The sequence below is a fragment of the Dietzia cercidiphylli genome (assembly GCF_039531545.1).
GTDB classification, from domain to species: Bacteria; Actinomycetota; Actinomycetes; order Mycobacteriales; family Mycobacteriaceae; genus Dietzia; species Dietzia natronolimnaea.
Genome location: NZ_BAAAQG010000007.1, coordinates 229,956 through 247,290, shown reverse-complemented (window position 1 = coordinate 247,290; position 17,335 = coordinate 229,956). Strand labels below are relative to the sequence as shown.

18 protein-coding genes, 1 tRNA gene and 1 other RNA gene are annotated in these 17,335 nt (G+C 69.6%); 6 read left to right on the top strand and 14 right to left on the bottom strand.

Annotation, left to right across the window (positions count from 1 at the left end; translation table 11 throughout):
• Positions 1–381: 381 nt before the first annotated feature.
• A complete protein-coding gene (gene ykgO / locus ABD250_RS07460; RefSeq protein WP_003852698.1) occupies positions 382–504 on the bottom strand; it encodes a type B 50S ribosomal protein L36 in 123 nt (40 codons plus the stop codon).
• A 215-nt stretch (positions 505–719) separates the two neighbouring features.
• On the opposite strand from ykgO, the gene nadE reads away from it, so the two are divergent.
• Positions 720–1,592 (top strand): ammonia-dependent NAD(+) synthetase, encoded by an 873-nt coding sequence (nadE, locus tag ABD250_RS07455; protein WP_182658178.1) that lies wholly within the window; start codon positions 720–722, stop codon positions 1,590–1,592.
• Between the two features lie 55 nt (positions 1,593–1,647).
• Here nadE and ABD250_RS07450 read toward each other — a convergent pair whose 3' ends face one another.
• Both ABD250_RS07450 and ABD250_RS07445 read right to left on the bottom strand, forming a co-directional pair.
• Complete coding sequence (locus ABD250_RS07450) at positions 1,648–2,742, bottom strand: serine hydrolase domain-containing protein (RefSeq protein ID WP_182658179.1); 1,095 nt, start codon at positions 2,740–2,742, stop codon at positions 1,648–1,650.
• A gap of 61 nt (positions 2,743–2,803) precedes the next feature.
• Positions 2,804–4,153: a glycoside hydrolase family 1 protein gene (locus ABD250_RS07445; RefSeq protein WP_182658180.1), complete on the bottom strand. Its 1,350-nt coding sequence runs from the start codon at positions 4,151–4,153 to the stop codon at positions 2,804–2,806.
• Positions 4,154–4,285: 132 nt separating this feature from the next.
• Between ABD250_RS07445 and ABD250_RS07440 the strand changes: the two genes are divergently transcribed.
• Positions 4,286–4,705, top strand: a complete 420-nt coding sequence (locus ABD250_RS07440; RefSeq protein WP_182658181.1) for a YccF domain-containing protein — start codon at positions 4,286–4,288, stop codon at positions 4,703–4,705.
• Here the strand turns inward: ABD250_RS07440 and ABD250_RS07435 are convergent.
• Positions 4,657–5,538 (bottom strand): helix-turn-helix domain-containing protein, encoded by an 882-nt coding sequence (locus tag ABD250_RS07435; RefSeq protein ID WP_182658182.1) that lies wholly within the window; start codon positions 5,536–5,538, stop codon positions 4,657–4,659. The genes ABD250_RS07440 and ABD250_RS07435 overlap by 49 nt on opposite strands.
• Positions 5,539–5,618: 80 nt before the next feature.
• Between ABD250_RS07435 and ABD250_RS07430 the strand changes: the two genes are divergently transcribed.
• Positions 5,619–6,125 (top strand): VOC family protein, encoded by a 507-nt coding sequence (locus tag ABD250_RS07430; RefSeq protein ID WP_182658183.1) that lies wholly within the window; start codon positions 5,619–5,621, stop codon positions 6,123–6,125.
• A gap of 73 nt (positions 6,126–6,198) precedes the next feature.
• On the opposite strand, the gene ABD250_RS07425 is transcribed toward ABD250_RS07430, so the two are convergent.
• From ABD250_RS07425 to prfB, 10 genes are all read right to left on the bottom strand, one after another.
• Positions 6,199–6,271 (bottom strand) — tRNA-Ala (locus tag ABD250_RS07425).
• A 133-nt stretch (positions 6,272–6,404) separates the two neighbouring features.
• On the bottom strand, positions 6,405–7,148 hold the full coding sequence (locus ABD250_RS07420) for a thioredoxin domain-containing protein (RefSeq protein WP_182658184.1): 744 nt from the start codon (positions 7,146–7,148) through the stop codon (positions 6,405–6,407).
• Between the two features lie 166 nt (positions 7,149–7,314).
• Positions 7,315–7,688: a transfer-messenger RNA gene (gene ssrA / locus ABD250_RS07415) on the bottom strand.
• 83 nt (positions 7,689–7,771) lie between these two features.
• Positions 7,772–8,620 carry a DMT family transporter gene (locus ABD250_RS07410; protein WP_182638675.1) on the bottom strand — a complete coding sequence of 283 codons (849 nt, stop codon included), beginning with the start codon at positions 8,618–8,620 and terminating at the stop codon, positions 7,772–7,774.
• Positions 8,617–9,126 (bottom strand): SsrA-binding protein SmpB, encoded by a 510-nt coding sequence (gene smpB / locus ABD250_RS07405; RefSeq protein ID WP_182658185.1) that lies wholly within the window; start codon positions 9,124–9,126, stop codon positions 8,617–8,619. The genes ABD250_RS07410 and smpB overlap by 4 nt, the downstream gene beginning before the upstream one ends.
• 59 nt (positions 9,127–9,185) lie before the next feature.
• Positions 9,186–10,088 (bottom strand): permease-like cell division protein FtsX, encoded by a 903-nt coding sequence (ftsX, locus tag ABD250_RS07400; protein WP_182658186.1) that lies wholly within the window; start codon positions 10,086–10,088, stop codon positions 9,186–9,188.
• Complete coding sequence (gene ftsE / locus ABD250_RS07395) at positions 10,088–10,777, bottom strand: cell division ATP-binding protein FtsE (RefSeq protein WP_182658187.1); 690 nt, start codon at positions 10,775–10,777, stop codon at positions 10,088–10,090. The genes ftsX and ftsE overlap by 1 nt, the downstream gene beginning before the upstream one ends.
• A 53-nt stretch (positions 10,778–10,830) precedes the next feature.
• Positions 10,831–11,505, bottom strand: coding sequence for a hypothetical protein (locus ABD250_RS07390; protein WP_182658188.1), 675 nt, complete (start codon positions 11,503–11,505; stop codon positions 10,831–10,833).
• Positions 11,505–12,401: a mechanosensitive ion channel domain-containing protein gene (locus tag ABD250_RS07385; RefSeq protein ID WP_182658189.1), complete on the bottom strand. Its 897-nt coding sequence runs from the start codon at positions 12,399–12,401 to the stop codon at positions 11,505–11,507. Before ABD250_RS07385 ends, ABD250_RS07390 begins: the two co-directional genes overlap by 1 nt.
• Positions 12,398–13,507, bottom strand: coding sequence for a peptide chain release factor 2 (prfB, locus tag ABD250_RS07380; protein WP_179524822.1), 1,110 nt, complete (start codon positions 13,505–13,507; stop codon positions 12,398–12,400). Before prfB ends, ABD250_RS07385 begins: the two co-directional genes overlap by 4 nt.
• A gap of 166 nt (positions 13,508–13,673) precedes the next feature.
• On the opposite strand from prfB, the gene ABD250_RS07375 reads away from it, so the two are divergent.
• From ABD250_RS07375 to ABD250_RS07365, 3 genes are all read left to right on the top strand, one after another.
• Entirely contained in the window at positions 13,674–14,483 is an 810-nt protein-coding gene (locus ABD250_RS07375; protein WP_182638672.1) for an inositol monophosphatase family protein, read from the top strand.
• A gap of 120 nt (positions 14,484–14,603) precedes the next feature.
• A complete protein-coding gene (locus ABD250_RS07370; protein ID WP_182652425.1) occupies positions 14,604–16,010 on the top strand; it encodes an acyl-CoA dehydrogenase family protein in 1,407 nt (468 codons plus the stop codon).
• Positions 16,011–16,059: 49 nt separating this feature from the next.
• On the top strand, positions 16,060–17,265 hold the full coding sequence (locus ABD250_RS07365) for an acyl-CoA dehydrogenase family protein (RefSeq protein WP_179524819.1): 1,206 nt from the start codon (positions 16,060–16,062) through the stop codon (positions 17,263–17,265).
• Positions 17,266–17,335: the final 70 nt, after the last annotated feature.

Sequence of the window (17,335 nt, the reverse complement as noted above, 5' to 3'; positions counted from 1 at the left end):
AACATTTTGGTCTTACAACGGTGGTATTCCCAGGTCGCGATCCCGCCTTGTGGACACTTGCCACCCACCGTTGGAACGGTCGACCCGAATGCCGGCGCAACGCTCCCCGACCGCCACCCTGCCACGCGCGAGACGGCGCCGGAGACCCCGTCCGGCGCCCCACAGGTCGTCCCCAACCACCCCACACCTTGTCCCCAACCGCTCCACAGGGGCGACGGCGCCACCGTCGCGGAAGGGGCACCGGGAGGCCCCGCGGCGGCGGGGTCGTCGGGGGTCACCGTCGGCGCGGGTCTGCCCCGCCCCCACGACGACGACGAGGGCCCGCCGCCGGCGAACCGGAGGCGGGCCCTCGAGGGTGCGTGGGATCCCACGCGGACGGACTCAGCCCTGGCGGGCCTTGAAACGGGGGTCCTTCTTGTTGATCACGTAGACCTTGCCGCGACGACGGACAACCTGGGCGCCCGGCTTGTTCTTCAGCGACCGAAGGGACTTGCGGACCTTCATCTGGCGCTCCTTAGGCTCTCGGGGCGGCCGTGATGGCCGCCGACACGACTGGGGATGACTGCGCGACACGTCCGACCCGGAGGTCGGATGCACGACACACAACTGGTCCATCGTAACGGACTGCCCCGTCAGAACTCCAACCGGCGGAACCGGGCACCTCGCCCGCCCTGTCCGCATGTCACGCAGAAGACACACGGGCTTCCTATGCTGACGCCATGACTCAGTCCTCTGCCGCCACCGGCGCTCTCCGCGCGTCCATCATCGCCGAACTCGGCGTTCGTCCCGACATCGATCCGGAGCAGGAGGTGGCCCGGCGGGTGGCGTTCCTGGCCGAGTACCTCCGTAGCACTCCCGCCACGGGTTTCGTCCTGGGGATCAGCGGCGGCCAGGACTCCACCCTGACGGGCCGCCTCTGCCAGCTCGCCGCCGAGAGACTCCGCGACGAGGGCCTGCCCGACGCCCGGTTCGTCGCCATGCGGCTCCCCCACGGAACCCAGGCGGACGAGGACGACGCCGTCGCGGCCCTGGACTTCATCCGGCCCGATGCCCGCGTCACCGTCGACATCCGGGCAGCCTCGGAGGCCTCCTCGGTTGCGGCTGCGGCTGCGCTGGAGGACCTTCCCGACCACGGGGGCCCGCTCCGGGACTTCGTCCGCGGGAACGTCAAGGCGCGCCAGCGGATGGTCGCGCAGTACGCGGTGGCCGGGCAGCTCGGCCACCTCGTCGTCGGCACCGATCACGCCGCCGAGGCGGCCACCGGTTTCTTCACCAAGTACGGCGACGGCGGGGTCGACCTGACCCCCCTGACCGGCCTCACCAAACGGCAGGGCGCAGCGCTGCTGCAGCACCTCGGCGCACCGGAGTCGACCTGGCGGAAGGTCCCCACCGCCGATCTCGAGGATGACCGTCCGGGCCTGCCCGACGAGGAGGCACTGGGAGTGACGTACGAGCAGATCGACGACTACCTGGAAGGCCGCGACGGCGTACCGACGGAGGCCGCTGCCCGGATCGAGCAACTCTTCCTGGCCACCCGCCACAAGCGGGCGGTCCCGGCCACGCCACTGGACACCTGGTGGCGCGAGGGGTGACGACCCGACGGTCGGCCACCGCCGACCGTCGGAGACGACCGGCACCGACGACCGGTCACCGCAACAGCGCCCACACCGAGTCCAGCGCATCCGCCGTCCCCGGTACGTCGAAGGCCTGCGTGGTGAACACCGCCGCGCAGCGGCCCGTGCGCCGGTCGACGTAGCCGATCGTCCCCAGCCCCCCGGCCCAGCCGACGACCCCGTCCGGGCGGATCTCCACCTGCATCCCGTACCCGCAACCGGGACCGATGAACCCCTCCGCACCGGCGCGCTGCCGCGGGGTCAGGTGGTCGGTCGTCATCTCCTCCACGTACTCCGGACCCAGGACGATCCCGCCGTCGACCAGGATGTCGAGGAAGGCCAGATAGTCGGCGACGGTCGAGGCCAGGCCGCACGCCAGGGACTCGAAGCGAGGCGGGTGGGCGAACATGCTCCGGATGTCCAGCGACCGGAGACCCCCGTCGGGTCCGAGCCCGTAGCAGGTGGGGATCCGATCCGGGTCGGCGGTGAAGTCGCAGTCCGCCAGACCGAGCGGACCCGTGACGTGCTCGGCCACCAACCCGGACACGGTGGCGCCCGTGGCCCGCGCCAGGAGCACCCCGAGGACGTCGCTGCTGGTGTGGTAGTGCCAGCCACGGCCCGGCTGGTCCACCAGGGGCAGCCCACCGAGCAGCCGGAGGTACTCGTCCGGCTCCATCGGCGGAGCGTAGGGGCCCGGTGCCACCTGGCGCTCGCTCATGGCGTCGGTCAGCGGGCTGCCCGCGCCCGCCCAGCCGACGCCGGCGGTCATGGTGAGGAGGTGGCGCAGCGTGATCTGCCGCCCGGCCGGCACGGTGCGGTCGATCGGCCCGTCCGGCCGGGTGAGGACCCGTGGGGCGGACAGCTCCGGCAGGAGTATGGCCACCGGGTCGTCGAGCGCGAGGATCCCGAGCTCGACCAACCTCAGTGCGAGCACGCCGCCCACCGGCTTGGTGGTGGACGACAGCGGGAACACCGCGTCCTCGTCGAGCGCGGGGCCGCCGCGCGACCGCGTCCCACCCGCCGCGATCCGCGATCGACCGTTTTCCCGGATCCCGCAGACGTATCCCGTCAGCCGACCGGAGTCGACCAGGGTGTCGAGTTCCCCGGTGACGGAGGCGAACCGTTCCATGGGCTGACCCTACGTCCGGGGTGCCGGCTGGTGAAGGGCTCGTCGGAGGTGGTCCGGGCCGTCAGCCCACCAACCGCGCGAGCGGACCGTGGACGTCGACGGGATGGAGGCAGGTATCGGGGATCGTCCCCAGCGAGCACGTGCCCACCGGCAGGACCGGGCGGTAGCCCTCCGGGACGCCGCCGCGCGCGATCACGTCCCGGTACGCGTCGACCCCGGAGGTCGGTCTGCGCTCGAGCGTCGGATCGGTGAGCACGTCGACCTGGTAGAGGCCGAAACGGGAGTCGTAGCTGCCCCACTCGTAGTTGTCGACCAGGGACCAGTGGTTGTAACCGATCACCGGATACCCGTCGGCGACCGCGCGCTGGATCCAGAAGACGACGTCCCGGAGGTAGTCGCCACGCTCGAAGGAGTCCTCCCGGTGGCCGTTGTGGGTGGGCATCCCGTTCTCGACGATGAACAGCGGCTTTCCGGGGAAGTGCCTGGCGTAGTGCACGATCGACTCGTACATCCCCTCCGGCTGCGGACGGACCCCGGCGAAGTCGTCCCAGGCCGCGCGGATGGTGGTGAGGTTGTCGAGCGCGATGCCGTAGTAGTAGTCGACTCCGATGAAGTCAAGCTCGTCGCGGATGTAGTTGAGCAGCAGATCGTCCGTGGCCGGTGCGAACGCGGGCAGGTACGCCTCGTTGGCGGTCACCATCGCGTTCGGGTCGGCCCGGTGAGCGGCGTGGTATCCCAGCTTGTGGGCCGCGACCACGTTGTCGCGGAACGCGGTGAACTGGTGCAGCCCGACCAGACCTATGCGGAGTTCGTGGCTGAAGAACACGAGGGGTTCGTTGAAGGTGACCCACATCGTCCCGTCGCCGGCCCACCGCTCGGTGATGAGCTCGGCGTAGCGACCGAACGCCTCCACCGAGTCCGGCGAGAGGAACCCACCTCGGTCGACCAGCCATCCCGGATACACGTAGTGGACCATCGTGATCATGGGCGTCATCCCGTGCGCCCGGATGGTGTCGAGGATGCGGTCGTACCGACGTAACGCCTCCTCGTCGTAGCGCCCCGGTTCCGGCTCGATCCGGGACCACTCCACGCTGAGCCTGAACGTGGTGACCCCCATGTCCGCGGCACGGGCGATGTCCTCGGGGTACCTGTTCCAGAAGTCCACGGCATCGTTGACCGGGTCTGCCTCTCCACGCGCCGCGGCGGCGTCGACGTACCGCTTCCAGTTGGAGTCCATATTTGAACCCTCGACCTGGAAACCCGAGGTCGCCACCCCCCAGTGGAACCCCTCGGCCATCCGCGCCTCGGCCCGCGCCTGCACGGATACCGCGATCAGAGCGGTCGCGACCATCCCTATGGCGAGCACCAGCGCGAGCAGAATCCTGGTGACGGCACACTTATGAACACCCATCACCAAAACATGACACATGCCTCGCCGGGCGTCAGCGCTTTGGGCACCGGGTCCCGCATCCGGCGCACGAGGCCCAGCATCCGGCGCACCGGTACCGGGTCGGCGGACCCCCGCGGCGACTACCGTGGTGAGATGCGAACCCTGGGAAACGTGCTCTGGTTTCTTCTCGCCGGCTGGTGGTTGGCGCTGGCCTACGTCATCGCCGGGATCATCGCCTGCATCCTGATCATCACCATCCCGTTCGGCATCGCGTCGTTCCGACTCGCGGCGTACGTCCTGTGGCCGTTCGGGCGGCGGACCGAGTTCCGCAGGGATGCCGGTGCGTTCTCCCTGATCGGCAACATCCTGTGGATCCTGGTGCTCGGCTGGGAACTGGCGATCGCCCACCTGGTCGCCGGGTTGCTGCTGTGCCTGACGATCGTGGGCATCCCCTTCGGCATCGCCTGCTGGAAGATGGTCCCGCTGGCCCTGCTCCCCCTCGGCCAGCGGATCGTGCCCATCCGTCACCCTTCGGAGGATCCCTTCGCCGCCGCGCCGGGCGCACGGCGGTAGGAGCGGGGGCTCAGGCCGAGGACCGTGCGGAAGTCCGCGCTGAGGTGAGCGTGGTCGGAGTATCCGAGTTCCGCGGCGATCCGGGCGATCGTCACCGACGGGTCCTCGCGTAGCCGCTGTGCGGCCTCCTGGAGCCGGTACCGACGGATCATCGCCAGTGGCGGTAGTCCCACGTAGCGGTGCGCGAGTCGCTGCACCGCCCGTGTCGAGACGCCCAGGGCTTCGGCGACCTGGTCCACTCGCACGATCGACCGGTCCGAGGCGACGAGGTCCTCCATCGCATTGGCCATGACGCCGCCGGCGTCCGGGGCGGCCAGGTTCGCGGCGGCCCAGGCGGAGAAGTAGCGCAGCGCCCGGTCGCGGGCGACGGACTCGCCCTGGTCGATGCTCCGCTGGTCGGTCCCGCGCTGGTCGGTTTCACTCGTCCGGCCGACGACCTCGTCCACCTGTCCCATCGCCGCCATGACGGCACGATGCAGCTCGGGGGCCTCGAACGGGGTCTCCGCGTCGCGGAGGCGCCGGGGTTCGGCCGTCAACGAGGCCAGCCCGGCCGGACGGAGCAGGGCCCCGACCGCCCAACCGGTACCGCTCAGGTCGCGGTGGGAGATGCCGGTCGTCGGTCCGGAGAGGCTGACTCCTTCCGGGTCGACGACGAGATTCGACGCGGGAAACGGCAGCAGCTCCTGCCGGGAGGTCTCCCCCGGCGCGAGACGCCAGCGCGGGATCCAGAACCAGCGGATGCGGTCACGCAGTTCCCGCGGGGCGTCCTCGCGGTGGAAGGTGGGCAGCCGGTCCGGGTAGAGGACCCCGCGTCGATCACCGAGATCGGACATCGTCCCCTCCCCGCGTGCCCCACGCGACTGCGTCGCGAATCTTCAAGCCGCTCACGTGCATGCTCTCGTAGGTTCATCGCATGACAGAGAACACCACGCCCCGGACCGGGGTCACCGGAGAACACACCACCGACGGCGTCCCCCACGGGTCGACCAGCCTCACCCCGTTCCTCGCGGTCGAGAGAGCGGGTGACGCCCTCGAATTCTATTCCTCGGTGTTCGGCGCCCGGGTGGTCGACGTGACGGAGATGGGCGGGATCGTCGTGCACGCCGAACTCGACTTCGGCAACGGCCGGCTCCAACTCGGCGAGCCCAGTCCCCGGTTCGGGCTCGTGCCACCGCCCTCCGGGGAGGTGGCCTGCTATTCGATCGGGATGTACTGCGCGGACGTCGACGAGGTGGTCCACCGGGCCGAACTTGCCGGTGCCACGATCCGTGAACCCGTGAGCGACTTCGTCTCCGGCGACCGGTTCGCCTCGATCCGCGATCCGTACGGCGTCCGCTGGTCGATCATGTCCCGCGTGGAGGACCTGTCGGAGTCCGAGAGCGCACGTCGGGTCGCCGAGTGGGCCGCGCAGCAGGGATAGAGATGAAAAGAGCCCGGCCGGTGGCCGGGCTCTTGCTCGCATGAACCATCCGTTGCCGGATCGGTTGCTCGGGTGGAGCTAAGGGGACTCGAACCCCTGACCCCCACACTGCCAGTGTGGTGCGCTACCAGCTGCGCCATAGCCCCGTATCGGTTGTTCCGCCGCTCACCTCTCGGCGACCGGCTCGACCAAAGTTACACCATCCCGCTTCGGCCCTCCAAATCGCCTCCGGCCCCGCCCTGGACGGGCGGGGCCGGTATCGATCGGCGCGGACCGGGGTCAGGCGAGGATGTTGTCCAGCCAGGCCGGATCGCCGATCTCCACGACCTCGCCCTCGTAGGCGACGGTGGGGGTGGAGACGCGGTCGGTGACCTCCCGGATACTGTCCTGCGAATTGTCGGCGGTATCCGAGGCCTTCTCCATCCCGCCATTGGTCTCCACGTTGCCGATGCACTCGACGGTGTCGGCGTTCGCGCCGGCCGCCTCGGCGGTGGCCGCCAGCTCCCGCGCGGAACGGTCACCGCCGCCCTCGGTGGGCTGCTGGTCGAAAAAGGCGTTCTTGACGTCGAAGAAGACCGGCAGCGAGTCCTTGGCCGCGACGCACTGGACAGCGGCGATGGCCCGCGTGGAGTACTCGCCCGACGCCGACTGGCGGTCGAGGAAGTTGAGGGTGTGGAACTCCACGCGCAGGTCACCGGCCTCGACGGCCTCGGCGATCGGGACGCCGTTCTGCCCCTCGAAGGAGGCACACGCCGGGCACATGAAGTCCTCCCAGATCTGGACGGTCGGGGCGGTCTCCTCCCCCACCGCGATCACACCCGTGTCCGAGATCTCGATCAGCTCGTCGGCCGTCTCACCGAACGTGATCGGGTTGGCCTCGCCGCCCCGCTGGGCCATCCACACGACACCGCCGAGGACCAGGACGGCGACGGCGATCAGCGCCGCGACCGTGATCAGCATCCCGTTGTTCTTCTTGGTCTTCAGGACCTTCGTGCTCTTGTTACCTGCGGACTTGGCGTTCACGTGTGGGTGGGCCTTTCTCTCCTGGGAAACCGTCGGCCCTTTCCGAGCGACTGGCGACTACCGAGAGGGTACCGAAACCGCCTGAGTCCTCTTTCAGGTGAGGGCAGGTGGCGAGGCCGAAATGCACCGAGCCCCCGGTCGGTGATCGACCGGGGGCTCGGCCCGATGGTGGAGCTGCCGGGAATTGAACCCGGGTCCTCCGCAGCATCGGCAGGGCTTCTCCGTGCGCAGTCCGCGTTGGCCTCTACTCGGATCTCGCCCTCATGCGGACATGTCGGCGATGACGATCCCAGTCACTGTTGGATGTCCCGACCCACCCCGTGACCGGGTGAGCCGGTGATCCCTCTAGATGATGCCGGTGACCGGGGCGAGGGCGACCCCGGGCCGACAGACTACGGGCTCGCTGTCAGGCAGCGAGGGCGTAGTCGCGCTGATTGGTATCGGCGCGTAATTGGTTGCCACGACGCTTACGGTGGTCTCTGGCCTGCACCGGCACGCTTCCCCTGCGTCAACTCACGTAGTCGAAACCACATCAGCCCCGTCAGGTCCGCCGACTCTCATCGACGGACCACTGACCCTACCCCGACCGGGGCCCCACCGCCAGGGTGAGCTCCGTCTCCACCTCAGCCCAGCGCGAGCAGTGCGATCGCCACCCCCGCCAGTGCGAGCCCCGCGATCTGGACCGCGCGAAGGCGCTCCCCTCCGTGCGTGATGGCCAGCGCCACCGTGAAGGCGGGGTAGAGCGCGGCGATCACGCTCACCAGCGAGAGCATGCCCGCCTGGGAGGCGAAGTAGAAGGCTCCGTTGGCGACCGCGTCGAACACGGCGATCACCAGGCCGATGGCGATGAGGCGCCGGGAGAACCTGAACGACTCGCGGGCGGCGAACGCCGCCGCCAGGACGACCCCGGTGGCGCCCACCCGCGACGCCGCGACCGGCCACAGCCCCTCACCCGCCGGGACCTGTGCCAGCAGGACGAAGAAGCCCGCGAACGCCAGCCCCGAGATCACCGTGAGCGCCATCAACGGCCAGGTGAGGCGACCGTGTCCGATCGACGAACCCTCGTCGCTCTCCAGTGAGACGAGGACCGTGGCGACGAGCGCCACCGACATCCCGACCAGGGCTGCCGCCCCGGGCCGCTCCCCCGCCACCAACCCGAACGCGAGCGGCACCGACGCGGCCAGAACCGCCGTGATCGGCGAGATCACGCTCATCGGCCCGCGCGAGAGCGCGACGTAGAACGACCACACCGCGAGACCTGACAGGAGGCCCGAAGTCAGCCCCCAGGCCAACCCGACCAGGGTCGGTGACCCCCCGGACACCACCGCCGCCGCCCCGACCAGCACGATCGACAGCGGGTACGACACGCTGACGACCCTCAGTGCACGGGCCCGCCGGGACGCGACCCCGCCGAGGTAGTCGCTGATGCCGTACGCCACCGCCGAGGTCGACGCCAGCGCGACCGGCATCATGCGTGCATGCCCTTGATCCTTCTGCCGAGTTCGCGCACGGCCTCGCGTTCGGCGGTCCGTTTGGCGATGTCGTGCCGCTTGTCGTGGGCCTGCTTACCCCGCGCGACGGCCAGTTCGACCTTGACCCGTCCGTTCACGAAGTAGAGGGACAGCGGGACCAGCGTGGCGTTGCCGTCCCGCACCTTGCCGACGAGCGAATCGATCTCGCGCCGGTGCAGAAGCAGTTTGCGGGCCCGCTTGGGTGCATGGTTGGTCCAGTTCCCGTGGGAGTACTCGGGGATGTGGAGCCCGCGGAGCCACACCTCGCCGTCGTCGATCGTCGCGAACGCGTCGACCAACGACGCCTGGCCCTCGCGCATGCTCTTGATCTCTGTACCCAACAGCGCGATGCCCGCCTCGTGGGTGTCGAGGATGGAGTACTCGTGCCGGGCCTTGCGGTTGCTCGCGACCACGCTGCCGTCACGGCCGAGGGACGACGCGCCCTTCTTCTTGTTCTTCTTGGCCACGTCGGTTCACCTCCTCGTCCGTCCGTCGGGCAGATCCCCCACTCTAGATCAGTACGGGATCACTGCCGAACCGTGATCCGCAGCGTGACCCACGCCGTGAGCGCGGACACCACCGCGCCCGCCACCACGAGGACCGGGGCCAGCATCAGGATGTCGACGGTGGTGATCCGTTCCACCAGGTTCGCCCGGTACGCCTCGGCCAGCACTCTGTCGAGGAAGACGACCTTGGCCGCCAGCAGCCCGCCGACCGCGAGCAGCGAACCGACCACCGACGCGAGAACGGCTTCCACCACGAACGGCAGTTCGGTGTACCAGCGGCTCGCCCCCACCAGGCGCATGATTCCCAGCGCGGTCCGGCGGGTGAAGGCCGCGATCTGCGTCATGTTGGCGATGAGCAGGACGGTGGCCAGGAGCTGGACCACCGCGACGGCGAACGCGGCGTTCCGGATGCCGTCCAGGACGGAGAAGACGCGCTCGACCAGCTCCCCCTGCCCCTGCACGACCTCGATCCCCGCGACACCCTCCAGGTCCTCGGCCACGGACTCCGCACGGGTGGGGTCGTCGAGGGTGAGCGTGAATCGCGACCCCAGGGCGTCCGGGGAGGTCGACTCCACCAGGACGGGGTCGGTGGAGGCGAAGAGCTCGACGAACTCCTCGTACGTCTCCTGCGGGTTCTTGTACTCCACCGAGGCCACGCCGGCCGTGGCCTCCAACTCGTCCCGGATCCCACCGCACGCCGAGGTGCAGTCGGGGTCCTCGAGGGAGATGGCCCGGTCCACGTAGACACGGAACTCGTTGAGGTAGTCGTACTTGACCTGGCTGGCCGAGGCAGTCATGACCACCAGCACCCCGGCGCCGAGCATCGCCAACGCGACGGCGGTGGTGATGATCATGGCCAGCGTCATCGACAGGTTGCGGCGCAGGCCCTGTGCGACCTCGGACGCGATGAACCGCGCGGCCATCAGCGCCCCACCCCGTAGGTGCCGCGGGAGTCGTCGCGGACGACCCTTCCGTCGACCAACTCCACCACGCGGCGTCGCGAGCGGTCGACGATGTGTCGGTCGTGCGTGGCCATGAGGACCGTGGTCCCGGTCCGATTGATTCGGTCGAGCAGCAGCATGATGTCCTCGCTGGTCTCGGGGTCGAGGTTGCCGGTCGGTTCGTCGGCGAGCAACAGCTTCGGTCGGTTGACGACCGCCCTCGCGATCGCCACGCGTTGCTGTTCGCCGCCGGAGAGTTCGTGTGGCCGACGACCGGCCTCGCGTACCAGACCCACCATCTCGAGCGTCTCGGGAACGACCTCGTCGATCGTCCGGCGGGACTTGCCGATCACCTGCAGCGCGAACGCCACGTTCTCGGCCACGGTCTTGTCCGGCAGCAACCGGAAATCCTGGAAGACACAGCCGAGCGAGCGACGCAGCGCCGGCACGGACGAGGCCTTCATCCTGGTGAGGTCGTGGCCGGCGACGACCAGGGTCCCGGAGTCGGGCCGGTCCTCGCGGAGCAGTAGACGCAGGAAGGTCGACTTTCCCGACCCGGAGGCGCCGATGAGGAAGGCGAACTCGCCCTCGGCGATCTCGACGGTCACGTCGGACAGAGCCGGGCGCGTCGAGGACGCGTACGACTTGGTCACATGGGAAGCACTGATCACGCGAGTAGCCTAGCGCTACTCCAGCCACACGGCAGTCAATGGAGCCGCCGGTGTCAGCTCGTGGTCACGGGATTCTCTCCGGCACCGGCGTCGCCGGAATCCTCTCCCTGTCGCGCCTGCTCCTGCGGCGACTGCTCCTGCGGTGACTGCTGCGGCGGCGCCTGCTGCCCGGTCGCTCCCGTGGGGGACGTCGGGGTCTGGCGTCCCGGCGGCGGCGTCGTTCCGGTGACCGGCGGTGACGTCTGCGGAGTGGCGGTCGGAACCGTCGTCTGGTCGACCGTGGTCCCCGGGGTCGGCGACTCCTCGACGGGTGTCGTCCCCTCGGCCGGCGCGGGCGGTTCGGTCTCGGCGGTGTCCGTCTGGGGCGGTGGGGGCCCGAAACGGGCGACCGGCTGGTCCTTGACCAGCGAATAGAGCATAGCGAACAGGACGAACGCCACCAGCAGGATCGCGGTGGTCCGCGACATCCTGAAGAACTCCCCGAGCAGGGACACGATCTTCGGTCGCGGCCGACGGGACGGCGCATCGGGATCGGTGGTCCCCCCGAGACCCAGCGGATCGCCGCTGATCAGGGGCTCACGCGTGGTCGCCGCCTCGGTCCGCGCGCTGTCCTCGGCCTCCGGGCCGAGCTCGCCGGACGAGACCGCGTCGGAGGTCGTGCCCTCAGGTGTGTGGTCGTCGGGCGTGTGGTCTTCGGCTGTCGTGTCGTCGTCTCGGCGCTCGGCCATCACGCGCTCCCCTCTCCGGTCTGCGGTCGGAGCATGCCCGCCCGGATCGCGGCCAGGGCCTCGGGCTCCAGAACGATCCCCTCCGCGCGGAACCGGCGCAGGATGACCGCGCGCATCCGTCGGCCCACCTCCCACTGCATGCCGGGCTTGGTCCGGGCCAGCAACCGGATCACGGTCTGCTCCAGCCGGATCGACTGCACACCCATCACGGTGGGTTCGTCCAGGACGTACTGGCCCACCCGGTCGTCGTCGGTGATCTCGCGACAGACCTGTGCGAGCACCTCGTTGGCCTTGTCCATGTCGGCGTTGTTGGGCACCGGGACGTCGATGATCGCACGCGCCCAGTCCTGCGACTGGTTGATCGCGGTGACGATCTGGCCGTTGGGGACGATCACCGCCTCGCCGTCGAGGGTCCGCAGGCGGGTGATGCGCAGGGTGACGTCCTCGACGGTTCCCGCGGCGACGCCCGTCGCAGTGGTGAGCTCCACGATGTCGCCGTAGCCGTATTGACGCTCGGCCAGGACGAAGAACCCGGCCAGGAAGTCCTGGACGATCTTCTGGGCACCGAAGCCCAGCGCCGCACCGAGCACGGTGGCCGGGGCGACGAGTGCGACCAGGTTGACGCCGAAGCGCAGGAGGATCTGGATTCCGAACAGGATGTACAGCACGCCCACGGCGACGTACGAGATCACCTGGATCAGCGAGTGGAGGTGCTTGGACTCCTCCGACCAGAAATCCTCGTCGGTGTGTTTGGCGTCGATCCGATCGGTCCACATCCGCGCGATCTTGGCGATCACCCGCGTCATCAGGGCGGCGCCCAGCACGAGGAGGACGACCTCGAGGCCGTTGTTGCTGAGCCAGTTCAGGATGGGATTGAAGTCAGTCTGGAACCTCACTCCGCGTCGGCCCCCTCCCGCATCCGCCACCGGATGCCCGCCTCGATGAACCCGTCCAGGTCGCCGTCCAGGACCGCCGACGGGTTGTTGACCTCGAACTCCGTCCGCAGGTCCTTGACCATCTGGTACGGGTGCAGGACGTACGACCGCATCTGGTTACCCCAGGAGGCGTTGCCGCCCGAACCGAGCGCGTCCATGGCGGCCCGCTCCTCCTGTTGCTTGCGTGCGAGCAGCTTGGCCTGCAGGACCTTCATGGCCGCGACCTTGTTCTGCAACTGCGACTTCTCGTTCTGACACGTCACCACGATCCCGGTGGGGACGTGGGTGAGGCGGACCGCCGAGTCGGTCGTGTTGACGGACTGCCCGCCGGGGCCGGACGAGCGGTAGACGTCGACGCGCACCTCGTTCTCGTTGACCTCGATCGAGTCGGTCGTCTCCACCACCGGCAGCACCTCGACCTCGGCGAACGAGGTCTGCCGCCTGCCCTGGTTGTCGAACGGGCTGATGCGGACGAGTCGGTGGGTCCCCTGCTCGACGGAGAGTGTGCCGTACATGTACGGGTCATGGACGACGAAGGTCGCCGACTTGATGCCCGCCTCCTCCGCGTACGAGGTGTCGTACACCTCGACCTTGTGGCCGGCCTTCTCCGCCCACCGCACATACATGCGCATGAGCATCTCGGCGAAGTCCGCGGCGTCGACACCGCCGGCACCGGCACGGATGTTGACCACGGCCTCACGCTGGTCGTACTCGCCGCTGAGCATCGTCTTGACCTCGATGGCCTCGACGTCCTCACGCAGCTGGAGGCGCTCGGCGTCCGCGTCCTCGACGGCTCCGTCCCCCTCCTCCTCCGCCAGCTCGTACATCAGCGGGAGGTCCTCGATGCGTTGGCGCAGCTCGCGACACCTGCGCAGGTCGGCCTGGATGTAGGAGAGCTCGCTGGTGACCTTCTGCGCCCGGTCCTGGTCGTTCCACAGGTCGGGGTCGGCGGCCATCTGCTCCAGCTCATCGACACGGCGGGCGAGCTCCTCGATGTCGAGGACCTTCTCGACCGTGGTCATGGTGGCGTCGAGGGCTGCGATGTCGGCGGAAACGTCGGGGTGCACGGGATCCAACTCTACGCGGCCGGGCGTCCGCCCCGCGTTTCCCCACCCGCCACCCTCCCGCGGTCCGGCGCACACCCCGTCGTCGACTCACGGGGGTAGCGTCGCGGGCGACGGACCCGCTACCGCCCGAGGTCAGCGGGCCACTGCGGCCCAGCGGAGGAAACCGATGTCCCCTGAGACCCGCCACCTGCGCCCTCCGTCCGACGAGGCCGTCGCGCCGATGACCGACGCGGACCTGGCCGCCAGACTCGTCGTCGACGCCGGGTCCCTGGCTCGACGTCTGCGCGAGGACGGCCTGGACGTCCGCCACAAGACCTCGGTCTCCGACGTGGTCACCGAGGCCGACCGGGCCGCCGAGCGCCAGATCACCGCCCTCCTGTCCCGCCACCGCCCTGACGACGGGGTCCTCGGCGAGGAGGGCACCCTGGTCCCCGGTCGTCACGAACGCAGGTGGGTCGTCGACCCGGTCGACGGGACCTACAACTTCGTCAGCGGCTCGGACTACTGGTGTTCGGCCGTGGCCGTCACCGGGCCGGACGACTACCTGCTCGGGGCCGTCCACCGGCCCGTCACCGGGGACACCTTCGTCGGGGGTTCGGACGTACCCACCCGTCGGAACGGCGTCCCCGTGACCCGACTCACCCCCGGCGACCTCGCCGCCGGAAGTCTGGCCACCTATCTCCACCCGCCGTTCTTCGCCGACCCCGACCTCGCCGACCCCTTCCACCGGGTCAGCCGAGGTGCGGCGACGATCCGGATGCTCGGATCGGGCTCCGTCGACCTGGCGTCGGTCGCCTGCGGCGTCCACTCGGTGTGGTGTCAGCACTCGTGCCCGGAGTGGGACTGGCTCCCCGGACGGGCCCTGGTCGAGGGCGCGGGTGGGCTCTGCGCGACCGTCGAGGTGAACGGCTACGACTGGTTCGTGGCGGGCCGTCCGGGGGCCGTCGAGCAGGCCGTGGCGCTCCTCCGGGGCTGAGCCCGAGGCTCTCACCAGGGGCTGGGACGACTTGAGGGCAAAGTCTGGCGTTCGGAACTTACTCCGAAGTAAGATGTCCCCGACAGCACCGTCCACCGTCCGTCACGAGAACAGCTGGTGATGATGAGCAAGAACCCCACGTCCCCGTCCACGACCGGACGCGCGGAGGCCTCCACCCCGGGTAAGAACCCCACGAGGATCGACGCGATCGGAGCCGCGATGCGCGCGCTCACGACGATCACCGGGTCGGAGTTCGCCGAGCGCTTCAATCTGCGCCAGAAGGTCGACCGGGTCACCTACGAGGCCACCAAGACCGGCTTCAAGACCCTCGGCGCCGCCACCAAGTCGTTCAAGAAGGTCTCCGGATCCGGCGCGCCCAAGCGTCTGCCCGACGCCGACTCCGAGGCGAGGCCCGACCTGTTCGACCTCACCCTGGACGACGACCAGCAGATGATCGTCGAGACAGTCCGGGACTTCGCCGCCGAGGTCGTCCGACCGGCCGCTCACGACGCGGACCACGCCGCCGAGGCCCCCGCGTCGCTGCTGACCCGGTCCGCCGAGATCGGCGCCACCATGCTCAACGTGCCCGAGGAGTTCGAGGGCATCGCCTCCGAGCGCGGCGTGGTGACCAACTCGCTGGTCGCCGAGGCGTTGGCCTACGGCGACATGGGTCTGGCCCTGCCGATCCTGGCGCCCTCCGGCGTCGCGACCACCCTGACCCAGTTCGGGTCGGACGCCCAGCAGAAGTCCTATCTGCCGGCCTTCGCCTCCGAGCAGGTCCCGGCGGCCGCCGTCGTGGTGGCCGAGCCCCGTCCGCTCTTCGATCCGTTCGAGCTCAAGACCACCGCCACCCGCGGGCCGGGTGGGTTCACGCTCAACGGCGTCAAGTCGATGGTGCCCACCGCCGGGAGCGCCGAGCTCTTCGTCGTCGCCGCCTCTCTCGACGGGTTCCCGACCCTCTTCGTGGTCGAGTCCGACACCGACGGACTCGTGGTGGAGGCGGACCCGTCCATGGGCCTGCGCGCCGCGGGTCTGGGGCGGATCGTCCTCACCGACGTCTCCCTCCCGGCCGACGCGGTCCTCGGTGGCCCCGACGCCTCCCCGGAGGAGCGGGCCAGGACCTATGCCGACGTGATCCGTCTGTCGCGACTGGGCTGGGCCTCGCTCGCGGTGGGCACCTCGCACGCGGTCCTCGACTACGTGACCCCGTACGTCAAGGAGCGCCAGGCCTTCGGCGAACCCGTCGCGCACCGCCAGGCGGTCGCCTTCGCCGTCGCCGACATGGCCACCGAGCTCGACGGCATGCGCCTGGTGACCTGGCGCGGCGCGTCGCGCGCCGAACAGGGTCTGCCCTTCGCACGCGAAGCGGCCCTCGCCCGCAAGATCGCCGCGGACAAGGGAATGAGGATCGGCCTCGACGGCGTCCAGCTGCTCGGTGGACACGGCTTCACCAAGGAGCACCCCGTCGAGCGCTGGTACCGCGACCTGCGCGCCGTGGGTGTGGCCGAGGGCGTGGTGGTCCTGTGAGCACCGCCCACCTCGCCTCCCGCCCCACCAGCACGAAGGACCACTGACGATGATCAATCTCGAACTCCCCAAGCGGCTCGAGGCGGGCGCCAACCAGGCCCGCCAGGTCGCCACGCAGATCTTCCGTCCCGTCTCCCGCAAGTACGACCTCGCGGAGCACGAGTACCCCGTCGAGCTCGACACGCTCAAGGCCATGATGGAGGCCATGGAGGACGCCGGTCAGGCCGCCTCCGGTGCCACCATGGGCTCGGGCGGCGCACCGCGTCGCGAAGGCGTCTCCAACGGCGGCAACATGAAGTCGCTGCTCAACATCATCGAGACGTGCTGGGGCGACGTGGGCCTCACCCTCTCGATCCCCCGCCAGGGTCTGGGCAACTCCGCGATCGCCGCAGTGGCCAGCGAGGAGCAGATGGAGAAGTTCGGGCGGGTGTGGGCCTCCATGGCCATCACCGAGCCCGAGTTCGGGTCCGACTCGGCCGCCGTGTCGACCACCGCCCGCCTCGAGGGCGACGAGTACGTGATCAACGGCACCAAGATCTACGTGACCTCCGGCGCCCGCGCCGACCACATCGTGGTCTGGGCGACGCTGGACAAGACCAAGGGCCGCGCGGCCATCAAATCGTTCGTGGTCCCACGCGAGCACCCCGGTGTCTCCGTGGACCGGCTCGAGCACAAGCTCGGCATCCGCGCCTCGGATACCGCGCAGATCACCTTCGACAACTGCCGGATCCCCAAGGAGAACCTCCTGGGCGACCCGGAGGTCCGCGTGGACAAGGGCTTCGCCGGCGCCATGCAGACCTTCGACAACACCCGGCCGCTGGTGGCCGGCATGGCCGTCGGTGTCGCCCGCGCCGCGCTGGAGGAGATCCGCACCCTGCTCGAGGAGGCCGGACTCGAGATCGACTACGACCGGCCCGCCACCAGCCAGCCGGCCGCGGTGGCCAAGTACCTCGAGCTCGAGGCGGACTGGGAGTCCGCGTACCTGCTCACGCTCCGCGCCGCGTGGATGGCCGACAACAAGATGCCCAACACCAAGGAGGCGTCGATGTGCAAGGCCAAGGCCGGGCGCACCGGCTCCGCCGTCACCCTGGGCGCGGTCGAGCTGGCCGGCAGCTACGGCTACTCCGAGCGCAGCTTCCTGGAGAAGTGGTCGCGCGACTCCAAGATCCTCGACATCTTCGAGGGCACCCAGCAGATCCAGCAGCTGGTGATCGCGCGGCGCATCCTCGACCTGTCGAGCGCCGAACTGAAGTGAGCCGCGGCCGTATGCGCGGTTGAGAACGACGGACGCCTCCGTGGATCATTGATCCGCGGAGGCGTTCCTC